The 21,160-nt window shown below is 64.6% G+C and carries 20 protein-coding genes; 7 read left to right on the forward strand and 13 right to left on the reverse strand.

From position 1 onward, the window contains the following. Nucleotides 1-50: 50 nt before the first annotated feature. From CDO87_RS04655 to CDO87_RS04680, 6 genes are all read right to left on the reverse strand, one after another. The gene (locus CDO87_RS04655; protein ID WP_100927692.1) at nt 51-1,235 is read right to left on the reverse strand and encodes an ABC transporter permease; all 1,185 of its coding nucleotides are present in this window, start codon (nt 1,233-1,235) and stop codon (nt 51-53) included. Nucleotides 1,236-1,238: 3 nt separating this feature from the next. Beyond that, nucleotides 1,239-2,951 (reverse strand): ABC transporter permease, encoded by a 1,713-nt coding sequence (locus tag CDO87_RS04660; RefSeq protein ID WP_198521818.1) that lies wholly within the window; start codon nt 2,949-2,951, stop codon nt 1,239-1,241. Beyond that, nucleotides 2,948-3,238, reverse strand: coding sequence for a DUF1330 domain-containing protein (locus CDO87_RS04665; protein ID WP_100927693.1), 291 nt, complete (start codon nt 3,236-3,238; stop codon nt 2,948-2,950). Before CDO87_RS04665 ends, CDO87_RS04660 begins: the two co-directional genes overlap by 4 nt. 124 nt (nt 3,239-3,362) lie before the next feature. Then, a complete protein-coding gene (locus tag CDO87_RS04670; RefSeq protein ID WP_100927694.1) occupies nt 3,363-4,466 on the reverse strand; it encodes an extracellular solute-binding protein in 1,104 nt (367 codons plus the stop codon). Nucleotides 4,467-4,621: 155 nt separating this feature from the next. Further along, the gene (locus CDO87_RS04675) at nt 4,622-5,734 is read right to left on the reverse strand and encodes an extracellular solute-binding protein (RefSeq protein WP_100930837.1); all 1,113 of its coding nucleotides are present in this window, start codon (nt 5,732-5,734) and stop codon (nt 4,622-4,624) included. A gap of 115 nt (nt 5,735-5,849) precedes the next feature. Continuing rightward, nucleotides 5,850-6,953, reverse strand: a complete 1,104-nt coding sequence (locus tag CDO87_RS04680; protein WP_100927695.1) for an ABC transporter ATP-binding protein — start codon at nt 6,951-6,953, stop codon at nt 5,850-5,852. Nucleotides 6,954-7,026: 73 nt separating this feature from the next. Between CDO87_RS04680 and CDO87_RS26970 the strand changes: the two genes are divergently transcribed. Continuing rightward, nucleotides 7,027-7,377 carry a hypothetical protein gene (locus tag CDO87_RS26970; RefSeq protein WP_198521819.1) on the forward strand — a complete coding sequence of 117 codons (351 nt, stop codon included), beginning with the start codon at nt 7,027-7,029 and terminating at the stop codon, nt 7,375-7,377. Nucleotides 7,378-7,682: 305 nt separating this feature from the next. Then, entirely contained in the window at nt 7,683-8,879 is a 1,197-nt protein-coding gene (locus CDO87_RS04685) for a M24 family metallopeptidase (protein ID WP_100927696.1), read from the forward strand. 183 nt (nt 8,880-9,062) lie between these two features. Here CDO87_RS04685 and CDO87_RS04690 read toward each other — a convergent pair whose 3' ends face one another. The 3 genes from CDO87_RS04690 to ribA all read right to left on the reverse strand — a co-directional run bounded on the left by CDO87_RS04690 (nt 9,063) and on the right by ribA (nt 11,725). Beyond that, nucleotides 9,063-9,578, reverse strand: coding sequence for a L,D-transpeptidase (locus CDO87_RS04690; protein WP_100927697.1), 516 nt, complete (start codon nt 9,576-9,578; stop codon nt 9,063-9,065). Continuing rightward, the gene (locus tag CDO87_RS04695) at nt 9,578-10,579 is read right to left on the reverse strand and encodes an LLM class flavin-dependent oxidoreductase (protein WP_100927698.1); all 1,002 of its coding nucleotides are present in this window, start codon (nt 10,577-10,579) and stop codon (nt 9,578-9,580) included. Before CDO87_RS04695 ends, CDO87_RS04690 begins: the two co-directional genes overlap by 1 nt. 69 nt (nt 10,580-10,648) lie before the next feature. Next, complete coding sequence (ribA, locus tag CDO87_RS04700; protein ID WP_100927699.1) at nt 10,649-11,725, reverse strand: GTP cyclohydrolase II; 1,077 nt, start codon at nt 11,723-11,725, stop codon at nt 10,649-10,651. 165 nt (nt 11,726-11,890) lie between these two features. Between ribA and CDO87_RS04705 the strand changes: the two genes are divergently transcribed. Next, complete coding sequence (locus CDO87_RS04705) at nt 11,891-12,577, forward strand: response regulator transcription factor (protein WP_100927700.1); 687 nt, start codon at nt 11,891-11,893, stop codon at nt 12,575-12,577. 216 nt (nt 12,578-12,793) lie between these two features. On the opposite strand, the gene CDO87_RS04710 is transcribed toward CDO87_RS04705, so the two are convergent. Next, nucleotides 12,794-13,159, reverse strand: a complete 366-nt coding sequence (locus CDO87_RS04710) for a YigZ family protein (RefSeq protein ID WP_100927701.1) — start codon at nt 13,157-13,159, stop codon at nt 12,794-12,796. Nucleotides 13,160-13,426: 267 nt separating this feature from the next. Between CDO87_RS04710 and CDO87_RS04715 the strand changes: the two genes are divergently transcribed. Further along, entirely contained in the window at nt 13,427-13,822 is a 396-nt protein-coding gene (locus tag CDO87_RS04715) for a nuclear transport factor 2 family protein (RefSeq protein ID WP_100927702.1), read from the forward strand. Nucleotides 13,823-13,910: 88 nt separating this feature from the next. On the opposite strand, the gene pnp is transcribed toward CDO87_RS04715, so the two are convergent. Beyond that, a complete protein-coding gene (gene pnp, locus CDO87_RS04720; protein ID WP_100927703.1) occupies nt 13,911-16,052 on the reverse strand; it encodes a polyribonucleotide nucleotidyltransferase in 2,142 nt (713 codons plus the stop codon). 344 nt (nt 16,053-16,396) lie between these two features. Here pnp and CDO87_RS04725 point away from each other — a divergent pair, with 344 nt between their 5' ends. The 3 genes from CDO87_RS04725 to CDO87_RS04735 all read left to right on the forward strand — a co-directional run bounded on the left by CDO87_RS04725 (nt 16,397) and on the right by CDO87_RS04735 (nt 19,173). After that, nucleotides 16,397-17,089, forward strand: coding sequence for a nitroreductase family protein (locus CDO87_RS04725; protein ID WP_100927704.1), 693 nt, complete (start codon nt 16,397-16,399; stop codon nt 17,087-17,089). A 131-nt stretch (nt 17,090-17,220) separates the two neighbouring features. Further along, entirely contained in the window at nt 17,221-18,489 is a 1,269-nt protein-coding gene (locus tag CDO87_RS04730; protein ID WP_100927705.1) for a sodium:proton antiporter, read from the forward strand. Between the two features lie 72 nt (nt 18,490-18,561). Continuing rightward, entirely contained in the window at nt 18,562-19,173 is a 612-nt protein-coding gene (locus CDO87_RS04735) for a glutathione S-transferase family protein (protein WP_100927706.1), read from the forward strand. A 69-nt stretch (nt 19,174-19,242) separates the two neighbouring features. Here the strand turns inward: CDO87_RS04735 and rpsO are convergent, their stop codons facing one another. Next, complete coding sequence (rpsO, locus tag CDO87_RS04740) at nt 19,243-19,512, reverse strand: 30S ribosomal protein S15 (protein ID WP_100927707.1); 270 nt, start codon at nt 19,510-19,512, stop codon at nt 19,243-19,245. A gap of 371 nt (nt 19,513-19,883) precedes the next feature. Continuing rightward, nucleotides 19,884-21,098 carry a calcium-binding protein gene (locus CDO87_RS27485; RefSeq protein ID WP_157814920.1) on the reverse strand — a complete coding sequence of 405 codons (1,215 nt, stop codon included), beginning with the start codon at nt 21,096-21,098 and terminating at the stop codon, nt 19,884-19,886. Nucleotides 21,099-21,160 lie beyond the last annotated feature (62 nt).

The following is a 21,160-nucleotide window of genomic DNA, read 5'->3' on the forward strand; positions in this document are numbered from 1 at the left end:
TGACGGGTTAACCCTGATGGAGGTTAACCGGACCTCGAAAATTCGAACGATCAGCCCGGGCTCATGCCGCGCATGCGCTCCGACCGGCGGCGCAGGATCTCCACCGTGGTCAGCAACAGGATCGAGATCGCTACGAGGATCGTCGCCACCGCAAGGATCGTCGGCGAAATCTGCTCCCGCAGGCCGGTGAACATCTGCCATGGCAGGGTCTGCTGCTTGGCCGAACCGACGAAGAGCACGACAACTACCTCGTCGAAGGAGGTGATGAAGGCGAACAGGCCGCCCGAGATCACGCCTGGCAGGATGAGCGGCATCTGCACACGGAAGAACGTCGTCACCGGGTTAGCACCCATGTTCGCCGCCGCCCGCGTCAGCGACCGGTCGAAGCCCACGAGCGTCGCGGTCACTGTGATGATGACAAACGGAATGCCAAGCGCCGCGTGTGCCAGGACCACCCCGAACAGCGTGCCCTGCAGACCGATCCGCGAGTAGAAGAAGTACATGCCCGCCGCCGAGATGATGAGCGGCACGATCATCGGAGAGATTAGGATCGCCATGATCGCGCGACGGAACGGCACGTGCTCGGACGAGAGGCCGATGGCTGCTAGCGTGCCGAAGCTGACCGAAAGGAACGTCGCGAAGGGTGCGATGATCAGCGAGTTGCGCAGCGCCTGCTGCCACTCCGACGAGGTAAAGAAGTCACGGTAGTGCTTCAGCGAGTAACCTGCCGGGTCGAACCGCAGCATCTCGGGCGTGAAGGTAAAGAAGTTCTCCGCGTTGAAGGAGAGCGGCATCACGACGAGGATCGGCGTGATCAGGAACACGAAGATCGCCCCGCACAGCGTGCGGAAACTGTAGTGCCACAGAACCTGGCCCGAGGTCAGGTACGGCGGAAGCGGCACCCTGTAGCGACCCATGCCGATCCAGTAGATCAGGACGCCGAAGATGTAGCCGAAGATGGCCCCGACCACGGCGCCCGGCAGCCCCCCCAGCAGGTATCCGGCCACCGCAAGCAAGACAACGAGGCCCCACTTCACGGAGGTTTCCATCTTCGGATCCAGCACCTCCATCGCGACATAGGCGATGGCGGCGAGCACCACGAAGCCTACGATGATGCCGGTCAGGACGGACCCGTTGGCGGCGCCGACGAACACCCCGGCAAAGGCCCCGAAGGCGCCCATTACCGGTGCGATGAAGCTGGCGGGTTTCTTGATCGGTTGCGTTTCAACAGCCATGGATCAGCCCCCCAGCTTCACGTTGTCGATGCCGACGATCTTGTCGTAGGCCCAGTAGAGGATCAGCACCACCGCCAGCAGGATCGTCCCCAGCGCGGCTGCAAGGCCCCAGTTGAGCGAGGACGAGATGTGGTAGGCGATCCGGTTCGAGATGAACGTGCCGGTCGTGCCGCCGACGATCTCGGGTGTGATGTAGTAGCCGATGGCGAGGATGAACACGAGGATCGACCCCGCTCCGATGCCCGGGACCGACTGCGGGAAGTACACCCGCCAGAAAGTCGTCCAGTTGGTGGCGCCCAGCGACTTCGCCGCACGGACGTAGGTCGGCGGGATGGTCGCCATCACCGAGTACATCGGCAGGATCATGAACGGCAGCAGGATGTGCGTCATGGCGATGATCGTGCCGAGCTGGTTGTTGATCATCACCAGCCGGTTGTCGTCCGCCACGAGGCCGATCCAGACAAGCACGTCGTTGATCACCCCCTGCTGCTGCAGCATCACCTTCCATGCGGAGGTCCGCACCAGAAGCGATGTCCAAAAGGGCAGAAGCACGAGGATCATCAGCAGGTTTGCGGTGCGCGCAGGCAGGTTGGACAGAAGGTAGGCCACCGGGTAGGCCAGCGCGATGCAGCTGAAAGTGATGACCATCGACATGAACATCGTACGCTTGAACAGCAGCCCGTAGATCCGTTCGTCCTCATCCCGCAGCGCCGGCCCCTCGGGCGTCTTCTGCATGTCGATGGAGTTCAGGAAGTAGCCGTTGGTGTAATTCGGCGAGTACATCTTGATCGTCTTCCAGACGTCGATGTCGAGCCAGTCCTTATCGATGTCCTCGAACGCCGCGCGGATGTCGACGGTCTCGAAATCCGGGCTGTCGACCAATGCGTCGGCGGCCTTCAGCATCTCGGCCTGCGGGCCGGTGTAGTCGGACATGTCGCCGGCCGCGAGGTCGCGGTAGAGCATCGTGTGCACCAGCGACCAGGGCTCTTCCTCGAGCGGGCTGCTCTCTTCCTCGGTCTGCTGGAAGCGGGCAAAGTCGCGGTAGGCGATGGAGGCGTTGGGCAGCGTCTGCACAATGTCGTCGCGCAGGTCGAACCGGGGCATCCGGCCGCGGTCGTCCTCGGCCGTGTTGTCCCATTTCTCCTGCTTGGCGATCCATTCCGGGTCGCCCATGATCTGGGCCCACGGCAGCGCCTCGTCCCAGTTCTCGTCGAGATCCTCGAACTGGTCCTGGTAGACCTCGCCGATGTCGTCCAGTCCGCGGCCCGACTTGCGGAACAGGGAGGAGACGCCGGTCAGTTCGTAGTTGAGACGTGTGCCGAGGCGCGTGTGGAGCTTCTTCTCGGCGGCGAGGAAAATGTCCTCGTAGGCGGCGTTGAACACCGTGTTGCCGGGCAGTTCGCCGCTTTCGTCGTCCCAGTCCTCGAGCGCGACCACCGTCTTCGGCAGGGTCTCGGAGACGATCTGGTTCTCGACCGAGCGGAACAGCATGTCGACGATCGGTGCGATGAAGGTCACCAGCACGAAGATGAGCAGCGGCGCGATCAGCATCAGCGCCCGCAGCTTCTGCCTTCGCAGGGCGCGCGCAAGGCTCCGCTTCAGCGGCGTCCCGTCCGCCGCCAGCATCGGCCCGGACTTTGCCTTGTCCGCGGCCCGCAGGGCGTTGTCGGGTGTCGGTCCTTCGATCTTGTCTGGATCTGTGGTCGCGTCGGTCATTCTGCCCCCTCGACCACGAGTATCACGCTGTCCGCCGTGTTGTGGCGGATCTGGGCGACCTCCTGGTACTCCGGATCGTTGTAGGCCGCCAGCGCGGCCGCGTAGCTGGGAAATTCGATGACGACGTGGCGGTCGTGGGCTTTGCCCTCGACGACCTGGGATTGTCCCCCACGGACGATGAACGTGCCGCCCAGCCGTTGCAGGATCGGCGTGTCGCGTTCGACGTATTCGCGGTAGGACTCAGGGTCCTTAACCGTGATGTGGCCTATGATGTAGCCCTTGGGCATGGTGCCCCGTCCCCCTGTCATTTTGACTGTCGTCTTGTTTGTGGCCCGTGGCGGCGCGGATGCCCCGCCACGAACGATGTCGCAAGGTGGGGCGGGGCTGTGCGCCGCCGCCCTGCCCCGGTCCTTACTGAGCGAGCCAGGCCTGGAACTTCGCGTCGATGTCGTCGCGATAGTCAGCCCAGAACTCATAGTTGTAGAGGAACGTGTTGCCCGAGTTCGCCGGGTCGGTCGGCATGTGCATCTTCATGTCTTCGGGCACCAGCGGCGCCGAAGAGGCGCGTGCCGGACCGTAGGAGATGTACTGTGCCTGGTCGGCAAGACGCTGGGTGTCGGTGGCGAACTTAACGAAGTCCTTCACGCGCGCCAGACGGTCTTCCGGCAGACCTTCGGGAATGATCCAGCCGTCAAGGTCGAAGACCTGTGCGTCCCAGAGCATGCCGATCGGCTGGTCCTGCTCCACGATGGCAGAGTACAGGCGGCCGTTGTAGGTCGAGCCCATGAACACTTCGCCGTCGGCCAGAAGCTGCGGCGTGTCTGCGCCCGCGTTCCACCAGACGACCTGGTCCTTGATGGTCTCCAGCTTGGCCAGAGCCTGGTCCTGGCCTTCCTCGGTCTCGAGGACGTCGTAGACGTCTTCCTTGGCCACGCCGTCACAGAGCAGCGCCCATTCCATGTTGTTGATCGGACGCTTTTCCAGCGCACGCTTGCCCGGGTAGGTTTCCAGGTCGAAGACGGCGCAGATGTCGGACGGCGGCTCGGTGCCTTCCGGCACGAGGTCCGTGCGGTAGCCGACCGTGGTCGAATACACGATCTGCGGGATGTAGCAGTCAGAGACGATCAGGTCGCCGAAATCGTCCGAAGCGGAGGTGCCGTCGGGCGCTTCCGCGAGGAGCTCGTCGTGGTCGACTTCCATGGCCAGACCTTCGTCGCACAGACGGATGGCGTCAGACGCCACGACGTCCACGAGATCCCAGGTCACGTTGCCTGCTTCGTTCATCGCACGCAGCTTGGCAACCGCCTCGGCCGAGGACTCGTCCCACGACACGGATACGTCCGGGTGCATTTCGAGGTAGGGTTCGACGTAGGCCTTCTGCTGGCTGTTCTGGTATGCACCGCCCCAGCTCACGAGGGTCATGTCGGACGCCATGTTGCCGTGGCTTTCCGCGAAGGCACCGGTGGCAGCCACGGTGAGTGCCGTTGTCGCCATCAGGGTCTTGGTGAATTTCATTTCGGTCTCCCTTGTCGTCGCGGGACGGTTTCGTCATCCATCCCGCAGTTCACGCAGAGCGATACGTTCCGCTCCGCCTTGTCCGGACAGGGCCGAGTGGGCCCCGTTCCGGTAAGACAGGTAGGGCGGTTTCGCGGCCGCCCCACCCGATTGACTTATTTGACCAGCCAGGACTGGAAGCGCGCTTCCACGTCGTCCTGGTTGTCAGCCCACCACTCGATGTTGTTCACGAGGAAGTTCTTCTGGTTGGCGGGGTTCGTCGGCATGTGCGGCCCCATCTCGATTCCCATGTCGGCATGGGTCGATACCAGCGGCTGCGACGATGCGCGTGCCGGGCCGTACGAGATGTATTTCGCCTGGTCGGCGAGGCGCTGGGTGTCGGTGGCGAACTTCACGAAGTCCATCACGCGCGCCAGACGGTCCTCGGGCAGATCGGCGGGAATGATCCAGCCGTCGAAGTCGAAGACCTGCCAGTCCCAGAGCATGGCGACCGGCTGCTTCTGCTCTTCGATAACAGAAAACAGGCGTCCGTTGTAGGTCGAACCCATCACGACCTCGCCATCTGCCAGCAGTTGCGGGGTGTCTGCACCCGCGGACCACCAGACAACCTGGTCCTTGATGGTGTCCAGCTTGGCGAGCGCGCGGTCCACGCCGCCGTCCTCGTCAAGCACGTCGTAGAGGTCTTCCTTGGCGACGCCGTCACACAGCAGCGCCCACTCGAGGTTCTTCTTCGGGCGCTTCTCCAGCGAACGCTTGCCCGGGAACTTCTCGAGATCGAAGATCGCGCAGAGGCTGTCCGGCGTCGCGCCGTTCCAATCCGCCACATCGGTGCGGTAACCGAAGGTGGTGGAGAACACGATCTGCGGGATGAAGCAGTCGTTGATCACGGACGGACCGAAGTCTTCGGTCGCGGTGGAGCCGTCTTCACCGGCGGCCAGATCCTCGTCGAAGTCGATCTCCATGGCGAGGCCTTCGTCGCACAGACGCTGGCTGTCCGGGCCTTCGACGTCCACGAGGTCCCATGTGATGTTGCCGGCTTCGGCCTGCGCGCGCAGCTTGGCCACCGCTTCGTTGGACGACTCGTCCCAGGTGATCGACACACCGGGGTTGGCCTCCATGTAGGGCTCGGCATAGGCCTTGACCTGGCTGTTCTGATAGGCTCCGCCCCAGCTGACGATGGTCATGCTGTCGGCCATGTCCTGCGCGCTCACCGCACCTGCCGCAAGCGACAGGCAGGTTGTGGCGAGAAGGTTCCGCGTGAGTGTCATCCAATTCTCCATAACAACACCCGTTGAAGACAGAGCCGGGTTACGGGTTTCACAACCGGCCCAAGTTCAACCGCCGTCGCCCCATTCCGGGAACGGGCGGTATCCTTCACGGCGCTCAGGTCGCGTCGAGCGCGCGACAGTCCTTCGGGAGCCAGCCGATCTCGACCGTGCTGCCGGGTTGCAGTCGCACCTGGTCGGGCGCGTTGCGCGTCTTGATGACGAAATCGTCGTTGCCCGCCACCTTGAGACGGGTGCGGAAGATGTCGCCCATGTAGATGAATTCCAGCACTTCGGCCTTCAGCGTGTGCGCGCCGGGCTGCAGGCGGTCCTTGTTGAACTCGACTCGTTCAGGCCGGATGGAGACCTTGGTCCGCTCACCGACCTTCGAGACGTTCACCGGGGTCGCGTCGATCACCTCGCCGCCGTCCAGCTTGACCACGCAGTGATCGCCCTTGATCTCCTGCACCACGCCTTCCAGCGTGTTGTTCTCGCCGATGAACTGCGCGACGAAGCTGTTCTTCGGCTCCTCGTACAGCACGTCCGGCGGATCGAGCTGCTGGATGCGTCCGTCGTCGAACACCGCGACGCGGTCCGACATGGTCAGCGCCTCGGTCTGGTCGTGGGTCACGTAAACCGTGGTGATGCCGAGGCTGTGCGCGAGGTTGGTGATCTCGAACTGCATGTGCTCGCGCAGCTGCTTGTCGAGCGCGCCCAAGGGTTCGTCCATCAGCACCAGCTCCGGTTCGAAGACCAGAGCGCGGGCCAGCGCGATCCGCTGCTGCTGACCACCAGAAAGCTGTGCCGGGCGGCGGCCGCCGAATGCGCCCATCTGCACCATGTCCAGCGCGCGCTTGACCTTCGCCTCGCGGTCGGACTTGCCGATCTTGCGCACTTCCAGCGGGAACGACAGGTTCTCAGCCACGGTCATATGGGGGAACAGCGCGTAGTTCTGGAACACCATGCCGATCCCGCGCTTGTGCGGCGGAATGTTGTTGATCGGCTTTCCGTCCAGAAGAATTTCACCATGCGTGGCGGTCTCGAAACCGGCGAGCATCATCAGGCAGGTGGTCTTGCCGGACCCCGACGGCCCGAGCATCGTCAGAAACTCGCCCTTCGGCATCGAGAGGTTGAGGTCTTTTACGACCAGCGTTTCGCCGTCGTAGCTCTTCTGCACACGCTCGAATGCGACGAATGCGTCGCCCGAAGATCCATCTGCCAAAGCAGGCTCCCTGTGTTTTTGTTCCGCGGATTTGATCCGCTTTTATGGTCTCAAACTAAAACCCGTTACGGGCATGACTGCAAGCATCTCCCCGAAGCTCGCACATCAGGCAGGCAAATCCGGCACTTCCGGTCAGAAAAACGGCGTCGTGCAGGACAATCGACGGGAGAACCATGGCCCATCCGTAAATCCTCCTGCGGCAGAATTGTTTGGGGCCGGGCGTTATCTCATCCAAAACGCGAAAATTGGCGCCCATACACACGTTATCCTCCAAGATGTCGCACCGGGACTGCTTAAACATCAGGCAATTGCGCCCGGAAGTGATCGTTGCGCGCACAACCCTGCAGAGACGACGATCCTCCCGCAAAATGCCCCGGCCCGACCGCCTTCCGAAGCGGTCGACGCGTCGCACCGCGAAGGGTGATTCTCTCACCCCGATAGCGAATCGCAGGCCCTTTCCGCGCCGATTCCGGGCCGATTCGGCTGCGTGCCAGCGGACCGCTGTGTGCAGATCCGACCCATCCTGGGGTCATCTTTGCACGAAAACGGTCGTCCGATGCACGACGGTTGCTCTGCACCGGGACGTGAACCGGGGGACCGGGCGATGACGGGATCAGCCCGCTTGACGGGCACCCGGTCAAAAAGCGTCTCTTCGTGTCGCTTCCCGTCTGGACCGTGTGGAACCCCCGCCCCTAGGGTGCCCGAAGACACTTACTGCAGGAGCCCCCCGTGCCGCACCAGTTCGCCAAATCCCTGCCATTCTCGCAGTCGGAATACGACCGCCGGCTGGCCAAGACCCGCGCCGCCATGGCGCGGCACGATCTGGACGTGATGCTGCTCACCGATCCGTCGAACATGGCCTGGATCACCGGCTACGACGGCTGGTCCTTCTACGTGCACCAGGGGGTTCTGGTCTTTGCCGACCCGACCACGGACCCGATGTGGTGGGGCCGCCGGCAAGATGGCGCGGGCGCCCTGCGCACCGTCTGGATGGATGACGAACGCGTCACCAGTTACGACGAGACCTACATCCAGTCGACCGAAAAGCACCCGATGCAGGAGCTGGCCGCCCGCCTGCACGACCTCGGCTATGCCACCGCGCGCATCGGCGTGGAACTGGAGAACTACTATTTCTCCGCCAAGGCCTGGCTGACCCTGCGCGCCGCCATGCCCGACGCGCATTTCGAGGACGCGACGGCGCTGGTGAACTGGCAGCGCGCGGTCAAGTCGGACGAGGAACTGACCTACATGCGCGCCGCTGCCCGGATCTCCGAGAAGATCATCGACGGGCTGCTGGAGCGGGTCGAGCCCGGCGTGCCGAAGAACGAGATCGTGGCGGAGATCTACCGCGACGCGGTCACCGGGACGGAAGGCCAGTGGGGCGACTATCCCGCCATCGTGCCTCTCCTGCCCTCGGGCGCCGATGCGGCCGCCTCTCACCTGACGTGGAACGGCAAACCCTTCGCCACCGGCGAGGCGACCTTTTTCGAGATCTCGGGCTGCGTTCGCCGCTACCACGCGCCGTTCTGCCGGACGATCTTCCTGGGCGAGCCGCCCGACTACATCCTGCACGCCGAGGCCGCGCTGGTCGAAGGCATCGAGGCCGGGCTGGAGGCCGCCCGCGCCGGCAACCGCGCCTGCGACATCGCCAACGCGCTGAACGCCTCGCTGATCAAGGCCGGCATCACGCGGGGCGCACGGTCGGGCTATCCCATCGGCCTGAGCTATCCGCCGGACTGGGGCGAGCGTACCATCTCGATCCGGCCCGAGGACGAGACCGTGCTGGAAGCGGGCATGACCTTCCACTTCATGCCGGGCCTCTGGATGGAGAACTGGGGGCTGGAGATCACGGAATCGATCGTCATCCGCGAGGGTCAGGCAGCCGAGTGCCTGTGCGACCGGCCCCGGAAGCTGTTCGTGAAGTGATTTCGCCGCCTTCGGCGTCGATCCGCCGCTGGAGGCCTGGGCCTCCCGCGGCGGGCACTCTTGCCATGAGGTCGGACCCGCGGTTGGCGCTGATCAGGTATTTGAACCAAGATGAAGGGTCTGCCGCGCTGGTCTCGGGCGGCTCGCCTTGGGCGTTGGGCCTTGATCGCGCGGGTTTGGGTGTCAGGCGAGTGATGCTGGCACGATGAGCCGTGTGCCGATCTGGATCCGGCTGGCGATCCGCAGGAGGTGATCGGGCCGGAAAGCCACGCAGCCCTCTGTCGGGAAGCCCGGGCGGCGCCAGCGGTGCAGGAAGATGGCGGAGCCGCGCCCCCTCTCGGCCCGGGGCCAGTTCCAGTCCGTCAGGATCACGAGGTCGTAGAGGCGGTCGGCGCGGCGCAGGCGTTCGTGGCTCCATGGATAGGGGGCACGGACCATGAGGTTGTAATCCTCGTGGCGGGAATCGTCTGACCAGAGGTCGCCGGGCCGGATGGGCACCGCCCAGGGGACGGGCCGGGCGATGCGGTCGGGTCTGTACAGAAGCCCCACGATATCATGAACGCCCGCGGGCGTGGCGCCGTCGCCTTCACGCTTGTCCGTGCGCACACCCCCGCGCCCGATGGTGCACGGCCAGACATGACCGGCGAACCGGAGCCCTTGCCGGGTCAGCACCATGTCGCTGGAGGACACTGCGCGCATCAGGCAGCTTCGGCCCGGGAGATCCGTTGCATCGCGTCTGCCGCAATGGCGAAGGACTTCACACGCGCCGCGTGATCGTGGATCTGGCCGGTGAAGATGACCTCGTCCGGGCGGTGCTCTGCGATCAGGGTACGCAGTTGCGCCTCCACCTGCGCAGGATCTCCGACGGCACTGATGCGCAGTGCCTCGTCCAGCGCCGGCATCGCGCCTTGCGGCACCACCTGCGACAGGTCGTCAACCGGGGCTGGCAGCTTGCCGGGTTTGCCAGTCCGCAGCCGATAGAAGGCCTGCTGCATGGTGGTTCTCAACCGTCGCGCTTCGCCTTCGGTGTCGGCCGCGAAGACGTTGACCGCGAGCATCGCGTAGGGTTTTTCAAGTGTCTCCGACGGGCGGAAGTAGCGGCGGTAGACCTCGAACGCCTTTTCCAGTGCTGCAGGGGCGAAATGCGAGGCGAAGGCATAGGGAAGGCCCAGTGCCGCGGCCACCTGTGCACCGTACAGCGACGAGCCGAGGACCCAGAGCGGCACCTCCGTGCCTTCGCCGGGGTGAGCGCGCACCGAGCGATCCTCGACGGGCGGACCGAAGAGTGCGCGCATCTCCGCGACCTCGTTGGGGAAGTTCTCTGCCCGCTCGGGATGGACGCCCAGGGCCTGCATCACCGCGTGATCGCCGCCCGGGGCACGGCCGAGCCCCAGGTCGATCCGTCCGGGATAGAGCGTGGCCAGCGTGCCGAAGGCTTCGGCCACGGCGAGCGGCGCGTGGTTCGGCAGCATGATCCCGCCCGCACCGACGCGCATCCGCTCTGTCAGCCCGGCGACATGGCCGATCAGGACAGCCGTCGCCGCAGACGCGATGCCGGGCATGTTGTGGTGTTCGGCCAGCCAGTAGCGGTGATACCCCAACGCCTCGGCCTGGCGGGCGAGGTCGCCGGTGTTGCGCAGGGCATCGGCGGTGGAGCTGCCTTCAGGCACCGGGGCGAGGTCGAGCAGGGAATAACGCATGGGGATCTCCTTCGCGACAAACCTATGCCTGCGGACGCCGGGCGCAAGACCCGCGCCGAAGTGCCGTCGCTAGAACAGGTGGCCCGACTTCTCGGCCTTTACTGCAAGATAACGGGCGTTGAAGGGCGTTTCACCGACTTTCAGGGGCACACGTTCGGCCACCGCAATTCCGCAATCCGCCATCATGGCGAGCTTTGCCGGGTTGTTCGTCATCAGCCGCACCGCCTCGAACCCGAGAGAGCCGAGGATCTGCGCCCCGAGGCGGAAATCGCGTTCGTCGTCCTCGAACCCGAGCCGGTGGTTGGCCTCCACCGTGTCGAAGCCCTGGTCCTGCAGCGCATAGGCCCGCATCTTGTTGGCCAGACCGATGCCCCTGCCCTCCTGCTGGAGGTACAGCAGCACACCGGCCCCTTCCGCGCCCATCTGCATCAGCGCGGCGTTCAGCTGCGGGCCGCAATCGCATTTCAGCGAACCCAGGAGATCGCCGGTGAAACACGCGGAATGGAGGCGCGCCAGCACCGGAGCGGCGCGGTCGGGGCGGCCGATCTCGATGGCGTAGTGTTCTTCGGAGCCGTCTTCGGGCCGGTAGATGTGCAGGCGCGCATCCTCCGCGGCGCGCAGCGGCACACGGGCAGAGACAACGTGGCGCAGGACCGGGACGGCCTCGAGGAAGGGGGCGGCGGCACCTGCGTCGATGGAGACCAGCCCCTCGGCAGCGGCAAAGCCCCGCTCCACCGGCACGACGAGCGCCGCGGGCAAGAGGCGCGCGCCCTTGCACAGCGTGACGGACAGCCGGTGCAGCCCCGCGTCCCCGCCGCGCCGTGTCATCAGCGGGCCTTTCATCGGCTTCGACAGGTCCTCGGACGGATCGGCGATGCCGTGCACCCAGGACAGGGCGGCGCCGTCGGGCACCGCGACACGGGCAATGTCGCCGTCGTAGGCCCGCGCCTTCAGCGTCTCGGCCCGGCGGCCGGTGATGGTCAGATCCACGTCGCCAAGCGCCAGCATCCCCGCCAGCCGTGCCGCGGCAATGGTTTCCGCCGCGGCCACCAGAACCGTGCGATCGCCGGAGGTCAGCACCACCGGCACCCCCATACGCAGGTCCGCGCGCGCCCGCGCGAGGGTCTCGTTCAGATCCGGCCTCATGTCGTCCGCCTCCAGACCTTTGTTTCAACAGCTGTTTCAGGGGCTGGCCGAAGCTGTAACAATTCCCGCTCTTGCACACGAGACCGTGAAACTTCTGCCACATTCCTTGTCAGCGCCCCTGCATGGCGCCATCTGCCTCAAAAGACAACATCGAGGAGCCCGACAATGGCGCAACTCAGGAACATCCTTCTCGTGGACGACGACGAGGACCTGCGCGAAGCCCTGGCCGAACAACTGATCATGACCGAAGACTTCGAGGTCTTCGAAGCCGACAGCGCGGCCACCGCGATGTCCCGCGTGAAGGAGCAGGTCTACGACCTGATCATCCTCGACGTGGGGCTGCCGGACACCGATGGCCGGGAACTCTGCCGCCTGATGCGCAAGCAGGGTGTGAAGTCGCCGATCATCATGCTGACCGGGCACGACTCGGACGCGGACACGATCCTCGGGCTCGATGCGGGCGCGAACGATTACGTGACCAAGCCGTTCAAGTTCCCCGTGTTGCTGGCCCGCATCCGGGCGCAACTCCGCCAGCACGAACAGTCGGAAGACGCGATCTTTACCGTCGGCCCCTACACCTTCAAACCAGCGATGAAGGTGCTTGAGACCGAGGACAACCGCAAGATCCGCCTGACGGAGAAGGAAACCAATATCCTGAAGTTCCTCTACCGTTCGACGGACGGCGTCGTGCCGCGCGACACGCTTCTGCACGAGGTCTGGGGCTACAACGCCGGTGTCACCACGCACACACTCGAGACGCATATTTACCGTCTGCGTCAGAAGATTGAACCGGATCCGTCCAACGCGCGTTTGCTGGTAACGGAGTCCGGTGGCTACCGGCTCGTTTCCTGACCGATCACCTCGCCTGGAAAGGCCATGGCATTTGCGCAACACTCCGATAACGTGCAGAACTTGTCGCAGTCTCAGTTGACGCAGATCAAAGTAATATAGGCCCTGCACCTTATATGCAGGTAACAGTTCCCGTCGCATATGCGGGTTATCATATGCACCTCCCTGTTGGACTTGGCCCGGGCAAATGCCCGGGTCTTTTTTTGTCCGGACAAGGGGTCAGGCGCCGGCCTCCTCAGCCCGCGCTTCGAGGTAGATCCGCACCGCCTCCTGCACGTGCCGGAACCTGTCACCGCCCAGGTGCTTGCCGCCGTACCAGCGCGTCACCACGACGATTTCGCCGGTCACACCCTCACGCTCCAGCATGCGCAGGATGACCATGCCCGCGCCGCTTTCACCGTCGTCGTTCTTGACCGGCCCGTCGTCGGTCAGCAGCCCCCAGGTGTTATGCGTCGCCTTCGCGAACTTCTTGTTCCGCTTGAGCTTGGTGAGGAAGGCCTGCGCCTCGGCCTCGGACGCGCAGGGGCCGCCAGAGACCGCGTAACGCGATCCACGGTCGGAGATGATGTTTTGCAGGATCAGCATGCCCTTGCGCCTACACCGGGTGGCCGCGCCATCGCAAGCGTCACGGGGGCGGCAGGGCTGACGGAAAGGTGGGCCCCGGCGTTTGCGCACCGGGGCCCTCGGATCGTCCCTTGTCGGGGATCGCAACCGTGATCCGCCTTCTGACAGAATCGTTTTTATCGAAACTCTGTAAAAATCGGGTCAACCCCGTAAGGTGACAGGGGCGGCACAGGCAACGGCGGCGCGCCTTCGGGCGTTGACCTTGCGAAACACCAGTCAGGAGCGCCCATGGCACAGAATTTCAACAGCTTCATGGAGGCGCGCGAGGCGGCGGCCCGGGAATACATGCAGGGCCGCCCGGAGGCCTTGCTGGCAATCTCCGTCGAGGAAGGCCAATCCACCTTCTACGATCCCATGGGCGGCGTCACCGCGGGGGCCGTCGCGGTGAACAATACCAACGAACATTCGGCGGCCCGCTTCGCTCCGGGCGGAACCACGCATTTCGAAATCCTGGATCAGGGCGCCGCGGGCGGTATCGGGTTCTGGACCGGCTTCCAGCACGCCGAGGTCTGCCTCGCCGACGAGGATGGAAAGATGTCCATGACCCTGCGGGTGACCGAAATCTTCCGCGAAACGGAAAACGGATGGAAGCTGATCCACCGTCACGCCAGCCGCGCCCGCTGACCTGACCGCCAACGAAAAACGGGCGGCCCGATGTCCGGTCCGCCCGCGTTATCGTAGGGTGGGGCTATGCGCCACCCGGCCTTGAAGGTCAGTCAGCCTGTTCGGCTTCCTTTTCCTTCGCCAGTTCTTCACCGGTTTCCTGATCGACCATCTTCATGGCAAGGCGCACCTTGCCGCGGTCGTCGAAGCCCAGAAGCTTGACGTAGACTTCCTGGCCTTCCTTCAGAACGTCCGACGGATGGTTCAGGCGGCGGTTCTCGATCTGGCTGACATGCACAAGGCCGTCACGCTTGCCGAAGAAGTTCACGAAGGCGCCGAAATCGACGATCTTCACAACCTTGCCCTTGTAGATGTGGCCCTCTTCCGGCTCTGCGACGATCGCGTAGATCATGTCGTAGGCCTTCTGGATCGAGTCACCGTTCGGCGAGGCGATCTTGATCACGCCGTCGTCGTTGATGTCGACCTTGGCACCGGACATTTCCACGATCTCGCGGATGACCTTGCCGCCCGAGCCGATCACTTCCCGGATCTTGTCGGTCGGGATGTTCATCGTCTCAATGCGCGGCGCGTGCTCAGAGAACGAACCCGCCTCGGAGATCGCCTTCGACATTTCGCCGAGGATGTGCAGGCGGCCTTCCTTGGCCTGTGCCAGCGCGGTCTTCATGATCTCGGGGGTGATGCCCGCGACCTTGATGTCCATCTGCAGCGAGGTGATGCCGTTCTCGGTGCCCGCGACCTTGAAGTCCATGTCGCCGAGGTGGTCCTCGTCGCCCAGGATGTCGGTCAGGATGCCGTAGGAGCCGTCCTCTTCCAGCACGAGGCCCATGGCCACGCCTGCCACCGGCGCCTTCAGCGGAACGCCCGCGTCCATCATGGACAGGGAGCCGCCGCAGACGGACGCCATGGAGGACGACCCGTTGGACTCGGTGATCTCCGACACCACGCGGATGGTGTAGGGGAAGTCGGTCGCCGCCGGCAGCACCGCCTGAAGCGCGCGCCATGCCAGCTTGCCGTGGCCGATCTCGCGACGGCCCGGGGAGCCCACGCGGCCCACTTCACCGACCGAGTACGGCGGGAAGTTGTAGTGCAGCAGGAAGTTGGACTTGTAGGTACCCTGCAGCGCGTCGATCATCTGCTCGTCGTCGCCGGTGCCCAGCGTGGTCACGACCAGCGCCTGCGTTTCGCCACGGGTGAACAGGGCCGAACCGTGGGTCCGCGGCAGGATGCCGGTTTCCGACACGATGGAGCGGACCTGGTCCAGTGCACGACCGTCGATGCGGCGCTTGTTGACGACCACGTCGGAACGCAGAACCTGGGATTCCAGCTTCTTCAGCGCCGAGCCGAGGTTGGAGTCGGCCAGTTGTTCTTCGGTCAGACCGGCCTTGATCTCTTCCTTGACGGCGGCAACAGCGGCAACGCGCTCCTGCTTGTCGGAGATCGCATAGGCGGCCTTCATCTTCTCTTCGCCCGCCGCTTTCACGACGTCGAACAGAGCCGAGTAATCCGGCGGGGTGAAGTCGAACGGCTCTTTTGCCGCGTCTTCGGCCAGGTCGATGATCAGGTCGATGACCGGCTGGATCTGCTCGTGCGCGAACATCACGGCGCCCAGCATCTCATCCTCGGTCAGTTCGTAGGCCTCGGACTCCACCATCATGACGGCGTCCTTGGTGCCCGCAACCACGAGGTCGAGGCGCTGCTCCGGGTTGTCACGCAGCAGGTGCATGTCGTCGACGGTCGGGTTCAGCACGTAGGAGCCGTCCTCGTAACCCACGCGGGCACCGGCGATCGGACCCATGAAGGGCGCGCCGGAGATCGTCAGGGCCGCGGAGGCCGCGATCATCGCGACGATGTCGGGATCGTTGACGAGGTCATGGCTCAGCACGGTGCACATCACCAGCACTTCGTTCTTGAAGCCGGGCACGAACAGCGGACGGATCGGACGGTCGATCAGGCGCGCGGTCAGCGTTTCCTTTTCGGTCGGACGCGCCTCGCGCTTGAAGAAGCCGCCCGGGATCTTGCCGGCGGCGTAGTATTTTTCCTGGTAGTGGACGGTCAGCGGGAAGAAGTCCTGCCCTTCCTTCTGCGTCTTGGCAAAGGTCACGTTGGCCATGACCGACGTTTCGCCCAGGGTGGCGATCACGGTGCCGTCTGCCTGGCGCGCAACCTTGCCGGTTTCCAGTGTCAGCGTCTCTTCGCCCCACTGGAGTGTCTTTTTCACTTCTTTGAACATCATCGTATCCTGTCTGGAGGCACTCCCGAGCCCTCTCGGGTCCTCCGATTGAATGGCGGCCCCATTGCCGCCGACCCCTCTCATCGTTTCATGCGCCGGGGTCAGTGCGTCACGTCTCAGATGCAGGGGCCATACAGGAAAAGGCGGGCCGTGGAAACCCGCTTTGAGCGGCACAAAACCAACTGTGAATAGAGGCCGCTCGCGAAGTATCGGGGCCTGCGCGCGGCCCGCTGTGAAGCGGCCTGCAAAGCCGTCCCTGCCGGGCGCGGCGCCTGTCTGCAGAGCGCCATTGACACCGCCCGCCACGCCCGCAACCCTTGCGCCGACCCGACGCCGGAGCCGCCATGTTCACCAAGTCTGCCCTCGCCTACGAAGCCCTGCCCCTGCCCGCCCGCGATGCCATGTCCGACGCGCAGATGCGGCACGCCGCGGACCTGTTCCTGGCCGCCATGCAGACCCGGCACACGGTGCGCGACTTCTCCCCCCGTCCGGTGCCGCGGGACCTGATCGAGACCTGCATCCGCACCGTAGGCTCGGCCCCCTCTGGCGCCAATCACCAGCCCTGGCACTTCGTGGCCGTCGCGAACCCGGACCTCAAGCGCCGCATACGGGCCGCCGCCGAGGAGGAAGAGGCCCGCTTCTACGAGGGTGCCGCAGGCGACGAATGGCTGTCTGCGCTAGAACCCATCGGCACCGGCCCCACGAAACCGCATCTCGAGGACGCGCCGTGGCTGATCGTGATCTTCGCCCAACGCTACGGGCTGTTCGACGACGGCACGCGGTACAAGAACTACTACGTCCCGGAAAGCACAGGCATCGCCGCCGGTTTCCTGATTGCCGCGCTGCACCAGGCCGGGCTCGCCTGCCTGCCGCATACGCCCAACCCGATGAAATTCCTCACACAACTTCTGGGCCGACCGGAAAGCGAGAAACCGATCATGATCCTCGCCTGCGGCCATCCCGCCGCCGATGCGACCATCCCCCGCGCCGCGACGATCAAGAAGCCGCTTTCGGAAATCCTCACCATCGCCGAATGAACCACCCAAGCGCCGGATGACGCACGGGACACGCCCGTCCCACAAATGCGCCGGCCTGACGGTTTTGCGCCTGCGCATGCTGGCGGGCATGCTATGGACGGGAAAAATTCAGTATTTTCCGGACAGTGACCATGAACATTCTCCAGATCGCATCGCTTCTGATCGTCCTTGCCGCCGTCTTCGGCACGGTCAACTACTTCATCCTGAAGCTGCCCTCCGCCATCGGCATCCTGGTCGTGGCGCTGCTGACGTCCATGGGCGCGCTTCTGCTGGACAGGCTGGTCCCCAGCTTCACGCTGGCCGACGACATACGAACCATCGTCACGAACATCGACTTTTCCGACGCCCTGCTCGAAGGGATGCTGGGCCTGCTGCTCTTCGCCGGCGCGCTGCACGTCAAGCTGTCCGATCTGAAGGACGTCTGGGCAACCGTGCTGCTGATGGCCACGGCAGGCGTCGCCCTGTCGACCGGGGTCATCGGCCTTGGCTTTCACTGGCTGACCGGCGCGCCGATCCTCGTGGCGCTGGTCTTCGGCGCGCTGATCTCGCCCACCGATCCGGTTGCGGTCATGGGCGTCCTGAAAGAGGCCAAACTCCCCAAGTCCCTTGAAACGCAGGTCGCGGGCGAAAGCCTGTTCAACGACGGCGTGGGCTACGTGGTCTACCTCGTGCTGATCGGGCTCGCCTTTCCGGCAGCCGCGGCACATGGCGCACAGGGCGGCGCAGAGACCTCCCCCGCGCTCGACGCGCTGCGGCTCTTTGCACAGGAGGCGCTTGGCGGCGCGGCGCTTGGCCTCGTGCTGGGCTGGCTGACCTTCCGCGTGATGCGCCACATCGACGACTACTCGCTCGAGGTGCTCATGACCCTCGCGCTCGCCTTCGGCGGTTACGAACTGGCCATCGCGCTGCATGTCTCCGCCCCCATCGCCGCCGTCTGCGCCGGGCTGCTGATCGGCGACATCGGGGCCAAGCACGGCATGTCGGACCTGACGCGCGAATACGTCGAGAAGTTCTGGGTACTCGTCGACGAGATCCTGAACGCCGTGCTCTTCATGCTGATCGGCGTTGAGATCTTTGCCGTCCAACTCAACATGGACGCGCTGGTGACCGGCGTGTTCTGCATCGCGCTGGCCCTGCTGGGGCGAACGGTGGCCGTGGTCGTGCCGATCCTGATGCTGAAACCCTTCCAGACCTTCGCGCCCGGCGTCATGCCGATCATGACCTGGGGCGGCCTGAAGGGCGGCATCTCCGTCGCCCTCGCGCTGTCCCTGCCCGAAAGCGAATGGAAGTCGCTCATTCTGACCGTCACCTACGTAATCGTCGTCTTCTCGATCATCGTTCAGGGCCTGACCGTCGGCAAACTGGCAAACCGTGTCGGGCGGGAACCCGATCTGGTCTGAGGCAACATCACCCTGACATAAACTGACAGGGCCCCGGGCTAGCGTGGAGACATCCAGAAAAAGGACTGATCCATGCTTACCCTCTACCATTCGCCGATGTCCCGCTCCTCGCGCATCGTTACCCTGATCGAGGAACTCGGCGCCCAAGACGCCGTCACCGTGCGCACCGTCGGCATCACCCGCGCCGACGGATCGGGCGGCCCCGATGCCGGCAACCCGCATCCGGAGAAGAAGGTCCCAGCGCTCGATCACGACGGGACCGTCATCGTCGAGAGCATCGCCATCGCCCAGCACCTGTGCGAGTTGTTCCCCGACGCCGGTCTCCTGCCGCCTGCCGGCACGCCCGAACGCGCCAAGTGCCTCGAATGGCTGGCGTGGTACGCGGGCGTGGTGGAGCCGGTCGTCGTCGCGAAGTTCCTCAAGATCGACAACCCGGGTTTCCGGTCCAATTTCCGCGGATGGGACGAACTGGTTGCCCGCCTGTCGGGCACATTGAACGCGCGGGATTACTTGGTGGGCGACAGCTACACCGTGGCCGACCTGATCGTGAACTCGCTGTTCCGGTGGGTGCCCGACCTCGTCCCGGACGATGCGGGCATTCGCGCTTGGGTCGAGCGGTGCAATGCCCGGCCTGCGTCGCAGAACACGATGGCACGCGACGCGGCGCTTGCCACTGTCGAGTGACCTCCGGCAAACGAAAAACGCCCGCTCCTGTCGGAGCGGGCGCCTGTCCCTCGGAATGATCCGAATGCCTTAGCGGCGGATGCCGAGGCGCTTGATGAGGTCCGTGTAACGTGCCTCTTCCTTGGCCTTCAGGTAGTCCAGCAGCTTGCGGCGCTGTGCGACGAGCTTCAGCAGACCACGACGGGAGTGGTTGTCCTTCTTGTGGGTCTTGAAGTGCTCGGTCAGGGTGGTGATGCGAGAGGTCAGGATCGCGATCTGGACTTCCGGGGAACCGGTGTCGCCCTCTTTCGTCGCGTATTCCGTCATCAGGCGTGTTTTTTCTTCTGCAGTGATCGACATCGGGGTCTCCTTTCGGATTAAGGGTCATGGCACAAGCCGGGATGTCGTCCAGCAGGGCCCGTGGAGAAATCCGCCCGGGTGTCCCGAACGGATACGTGCGCATACGCGATTCCATCTGGTTTGGAAAGACCGTTTGTGCCCGGTGTGCCGGGCAGGTCATGGGTGTGGCTGCCTCCCTGATGCCGTGCCGAGCGTGGCGGGGCGGAGCAACGGCACACCCGTCTTCTTGAGCCTTGCGTGCGCTTGGCTGGCTGCGCACGATTGCACAGGCAAGGCGTTAGTGCGGCCCCGCCTCCTTGAAATTGAGACTGCGGCCGAGCGACAGCCGCCGAGTCATCCCCGGCGCTGGCCAAAACGCACGACCTCGTACCTCAGCCGATCAGGACGTCGGCCATACTCTCACCCACAAGCACCAGCCCCTCCAATGTCGGGGCGTCCGCCGTCGGCATGGTGATCAGTACATGGCCATTCAGCACGATCTCCGTGACAGCCTGGTTGTCGGCGGACAAGCGGATTTCCAGTTCCGGTTCCGCGTTGCCCGGACTGTCGTCGAACACGATCACAAGCTGGTCCTCGGCCGCGTCGTAATCGACAAGCTCCGCCGCCGGGCCGGCGATCCAGTCGCCAAGGACCATCGTGTCCGTCCCCTCGCCGCCGTGCACAAGGTCTCCGGATCCTGCGATGATCGTGTCGGCACCGTCACCGCCGTTCAGGAAATCGCCTGCATCCAGGTCGGTGCCATCGACGTCGCGAGTTACGCCGACAAGGAGGTCATTGCCCCAACCGCCCAACAGCGTGTCGGTGCCGCGTCCGCCGCGCAGGAGGTCCGCACCCTCGCGACCGTGCAGGGCGTCATTGCCTGTGCCGCCATCCAGCACGTCGTCTCCCAGCCCGCCCTGCAACACATCCGCGCCGCCGTTTCCGGCGAGGCTGTCGTTGCCGTCGTGGCCATACAGAACGTCCGCACCGCCATCACCGCGCAGCACATCGTCACCGCCATCGCCGTAGAGCGTGTCGTTGCCCTCCTTGCCTCGGAGGGTATCTGCGCCGTCGCCGCCACGCAGGTCATCGGCACCGCCCAGTCCGTCGACCAGGTCATTGCCACCCCCACCGCTCAGCAGATCGGCTGCATCCGTGCCCGTCAGGGTATCGGCGTCGTCCGTACCGTCCTCGGTCAATCCAGCGCCGCCCGCACCCAACGCGCCATCGCCGGGCATGGCTTGCGGTTCGGGCGAGACTGAAGGCGTGTCCACCTGGCTTTCGCCGAACAACCCGGACAAGCCCATCACATCGAACAGGCTCAGCGGCTCGGACACGTCCCGAGCGTCTATTCCGGTTTGCCCGGTCGGTATGTCCATCGGATCGGCAGACGGTCCGGGCCAAGAGATCAACTCTGCAACCGGCGCCGTGTCGGTCGCGTCCTGCAGGGCGGGCAGCAGGCTGTCGACGGAGGTCTCCGCATCGGCAGAACCGATGCCATCCGGTGGCAGACCGTCGTCGTCCAGGTCTTCCTCCACGTCGGCAGTGCCGGCGATCACGATCGATCCGACAGCCATCATGCCCAGCAACCCGACGAGAAAGAACATGGTAGACTGTCCCGATGCAAACTTTGCGGAAGATCACAGATCACCCGTGTCCCAACAACGAA

This window comes from Sagittula sp. P11, from assembly GCF_002814095.1.
GTDB lineage: Bacteria > Pseudomonadota > Alphaproteobacteria > Rhodobacterales > Rhodobacteraceae > Sagittula.

Bases quoted from the DNA above. Each gene is read 5' to 3' on its own strand.
- CDO87_RS04655 (WP_100927692.1), bottom strand. From the start codon at position 1,235: ATGGCTGTTGAAACGCAACCGATCAAGAAACCCGCCAGCTTCATCGCA.
- CDO87_RS04660 (WP_198521818.1), bottom strand. From the start codon at position 2,951: ATGACCGACGCGACCACAGATCCAGACAAGATCGAAGGACCGACACCC.
- CDO87_RS04665 (WP_100927693.1), bottom strand. From the start codon at position 3,238: ATGCCCAAGGGCTACATCATAGGCCACATCACGGTTAAGGACCCTGAG.
- CDO87_RS04670 (WP_100927694.1), bottom strand. From the start codon at position 4,466: ATGAAATTCACCAAGACCCTGATGGCGACAACGGCACTCACCGTGGCT.
- CDO87_RS04675 (WP_100930837.1), bottom strand. From the start codon at position 5,734: ATGACACTCACGCGGAACCTTCTCGCCACAACCTGCCTGTCGCTTGCG.
- CDO87_RS26970 (WP_198521819.1), top strand. From the start codon at position 7,027: ATGACTGCAAGCATCTCCCCGAAGCTCGCACATCAGGCAGGCAAATCC.
- CDO87_RS04690 (WP_100927697.1), bottom strand. From the start codon at position 9,578: ATGCGCGCAGTGTCCTCCAGCGACATGGTGCTGACCCGGCAAGGGCTC.
- CDO87_RS04695 (WP_100927698.1), bottom strand. From the start codon at position 10,579: ATGCGTTATTCCCTGCTCGACCTCGCCCCGGTGCCTGAAGGCAGCTCC.
- ribA (WP_100927699.1), bottom strand. From the start codon at position 11,725: ATGAGGCCGGATCTGAACGAGACCCTCGCGCGGGCGCGCGCGGACCTG.
- CDO87_RS04705 (WP_100927700.1), top strand. From the start codon at position 11,891: ATGGCGCAACTCAGGAACATCCTTCTCGTGGACGACGACGAGGACCTG.
- CDO87_RS04710 (WP_100927701.1), bottom strand. From the start codon at position 13,159: ATGCTGATCCTGCAAAACATCATCTCCGACCGTGGATCGCGTTACGCG.
- CDO87_RS04715 (WP_100927702.1), top strand. From the start codon at position 13,427: ATGGCACAGAATTTCAACAGCTTCATGGAGGCGCGCGAGGCGGCGGCC.
- pnp (WP_100927703.1), bottom strand. From the start codon at position 16,052: ATGTTCAAAGAAGTGAAAAAGACACTCCAGTGGGGCGAAGAGACGCTG.
- CDO87_RS04725 (WP_100927704.1), top strand. From the start codon at position 16,397: ATGTTCACCAAGTCTGCCCTCGCCTACGAAGCCCTGCCCCTGCCCGCC.
- CDO87_RS04730 (WP_100927705.1), top strand. From the start codon at position 17,221: ATGAACATTCTCCAGATCGCATCGCTTCTGATCGTCCTTGCCGCCGTC.
- CDO87_RS04735 (WP_100927706.1), top strand. From the start codon at position 18,562: ATGCTTACCCTCTACCATTCGCCGATGTCCCGCTCCTCGCGCATCGTT.
- rpsO (WP_100927707.1), bottom strand. From the start codon at position 19,512: ATGTCGATCACTGCAGAAGAAAAAACACGCCTGATGACGGAATACGCG.
- CDO87_RS27485 (WP_157814920.1), bottom strand. From the start codon at position 21,098: ATGTTCTTTCTCGTCGGGTTGCTGGGCATGATGGCTGTCGGATCGATC.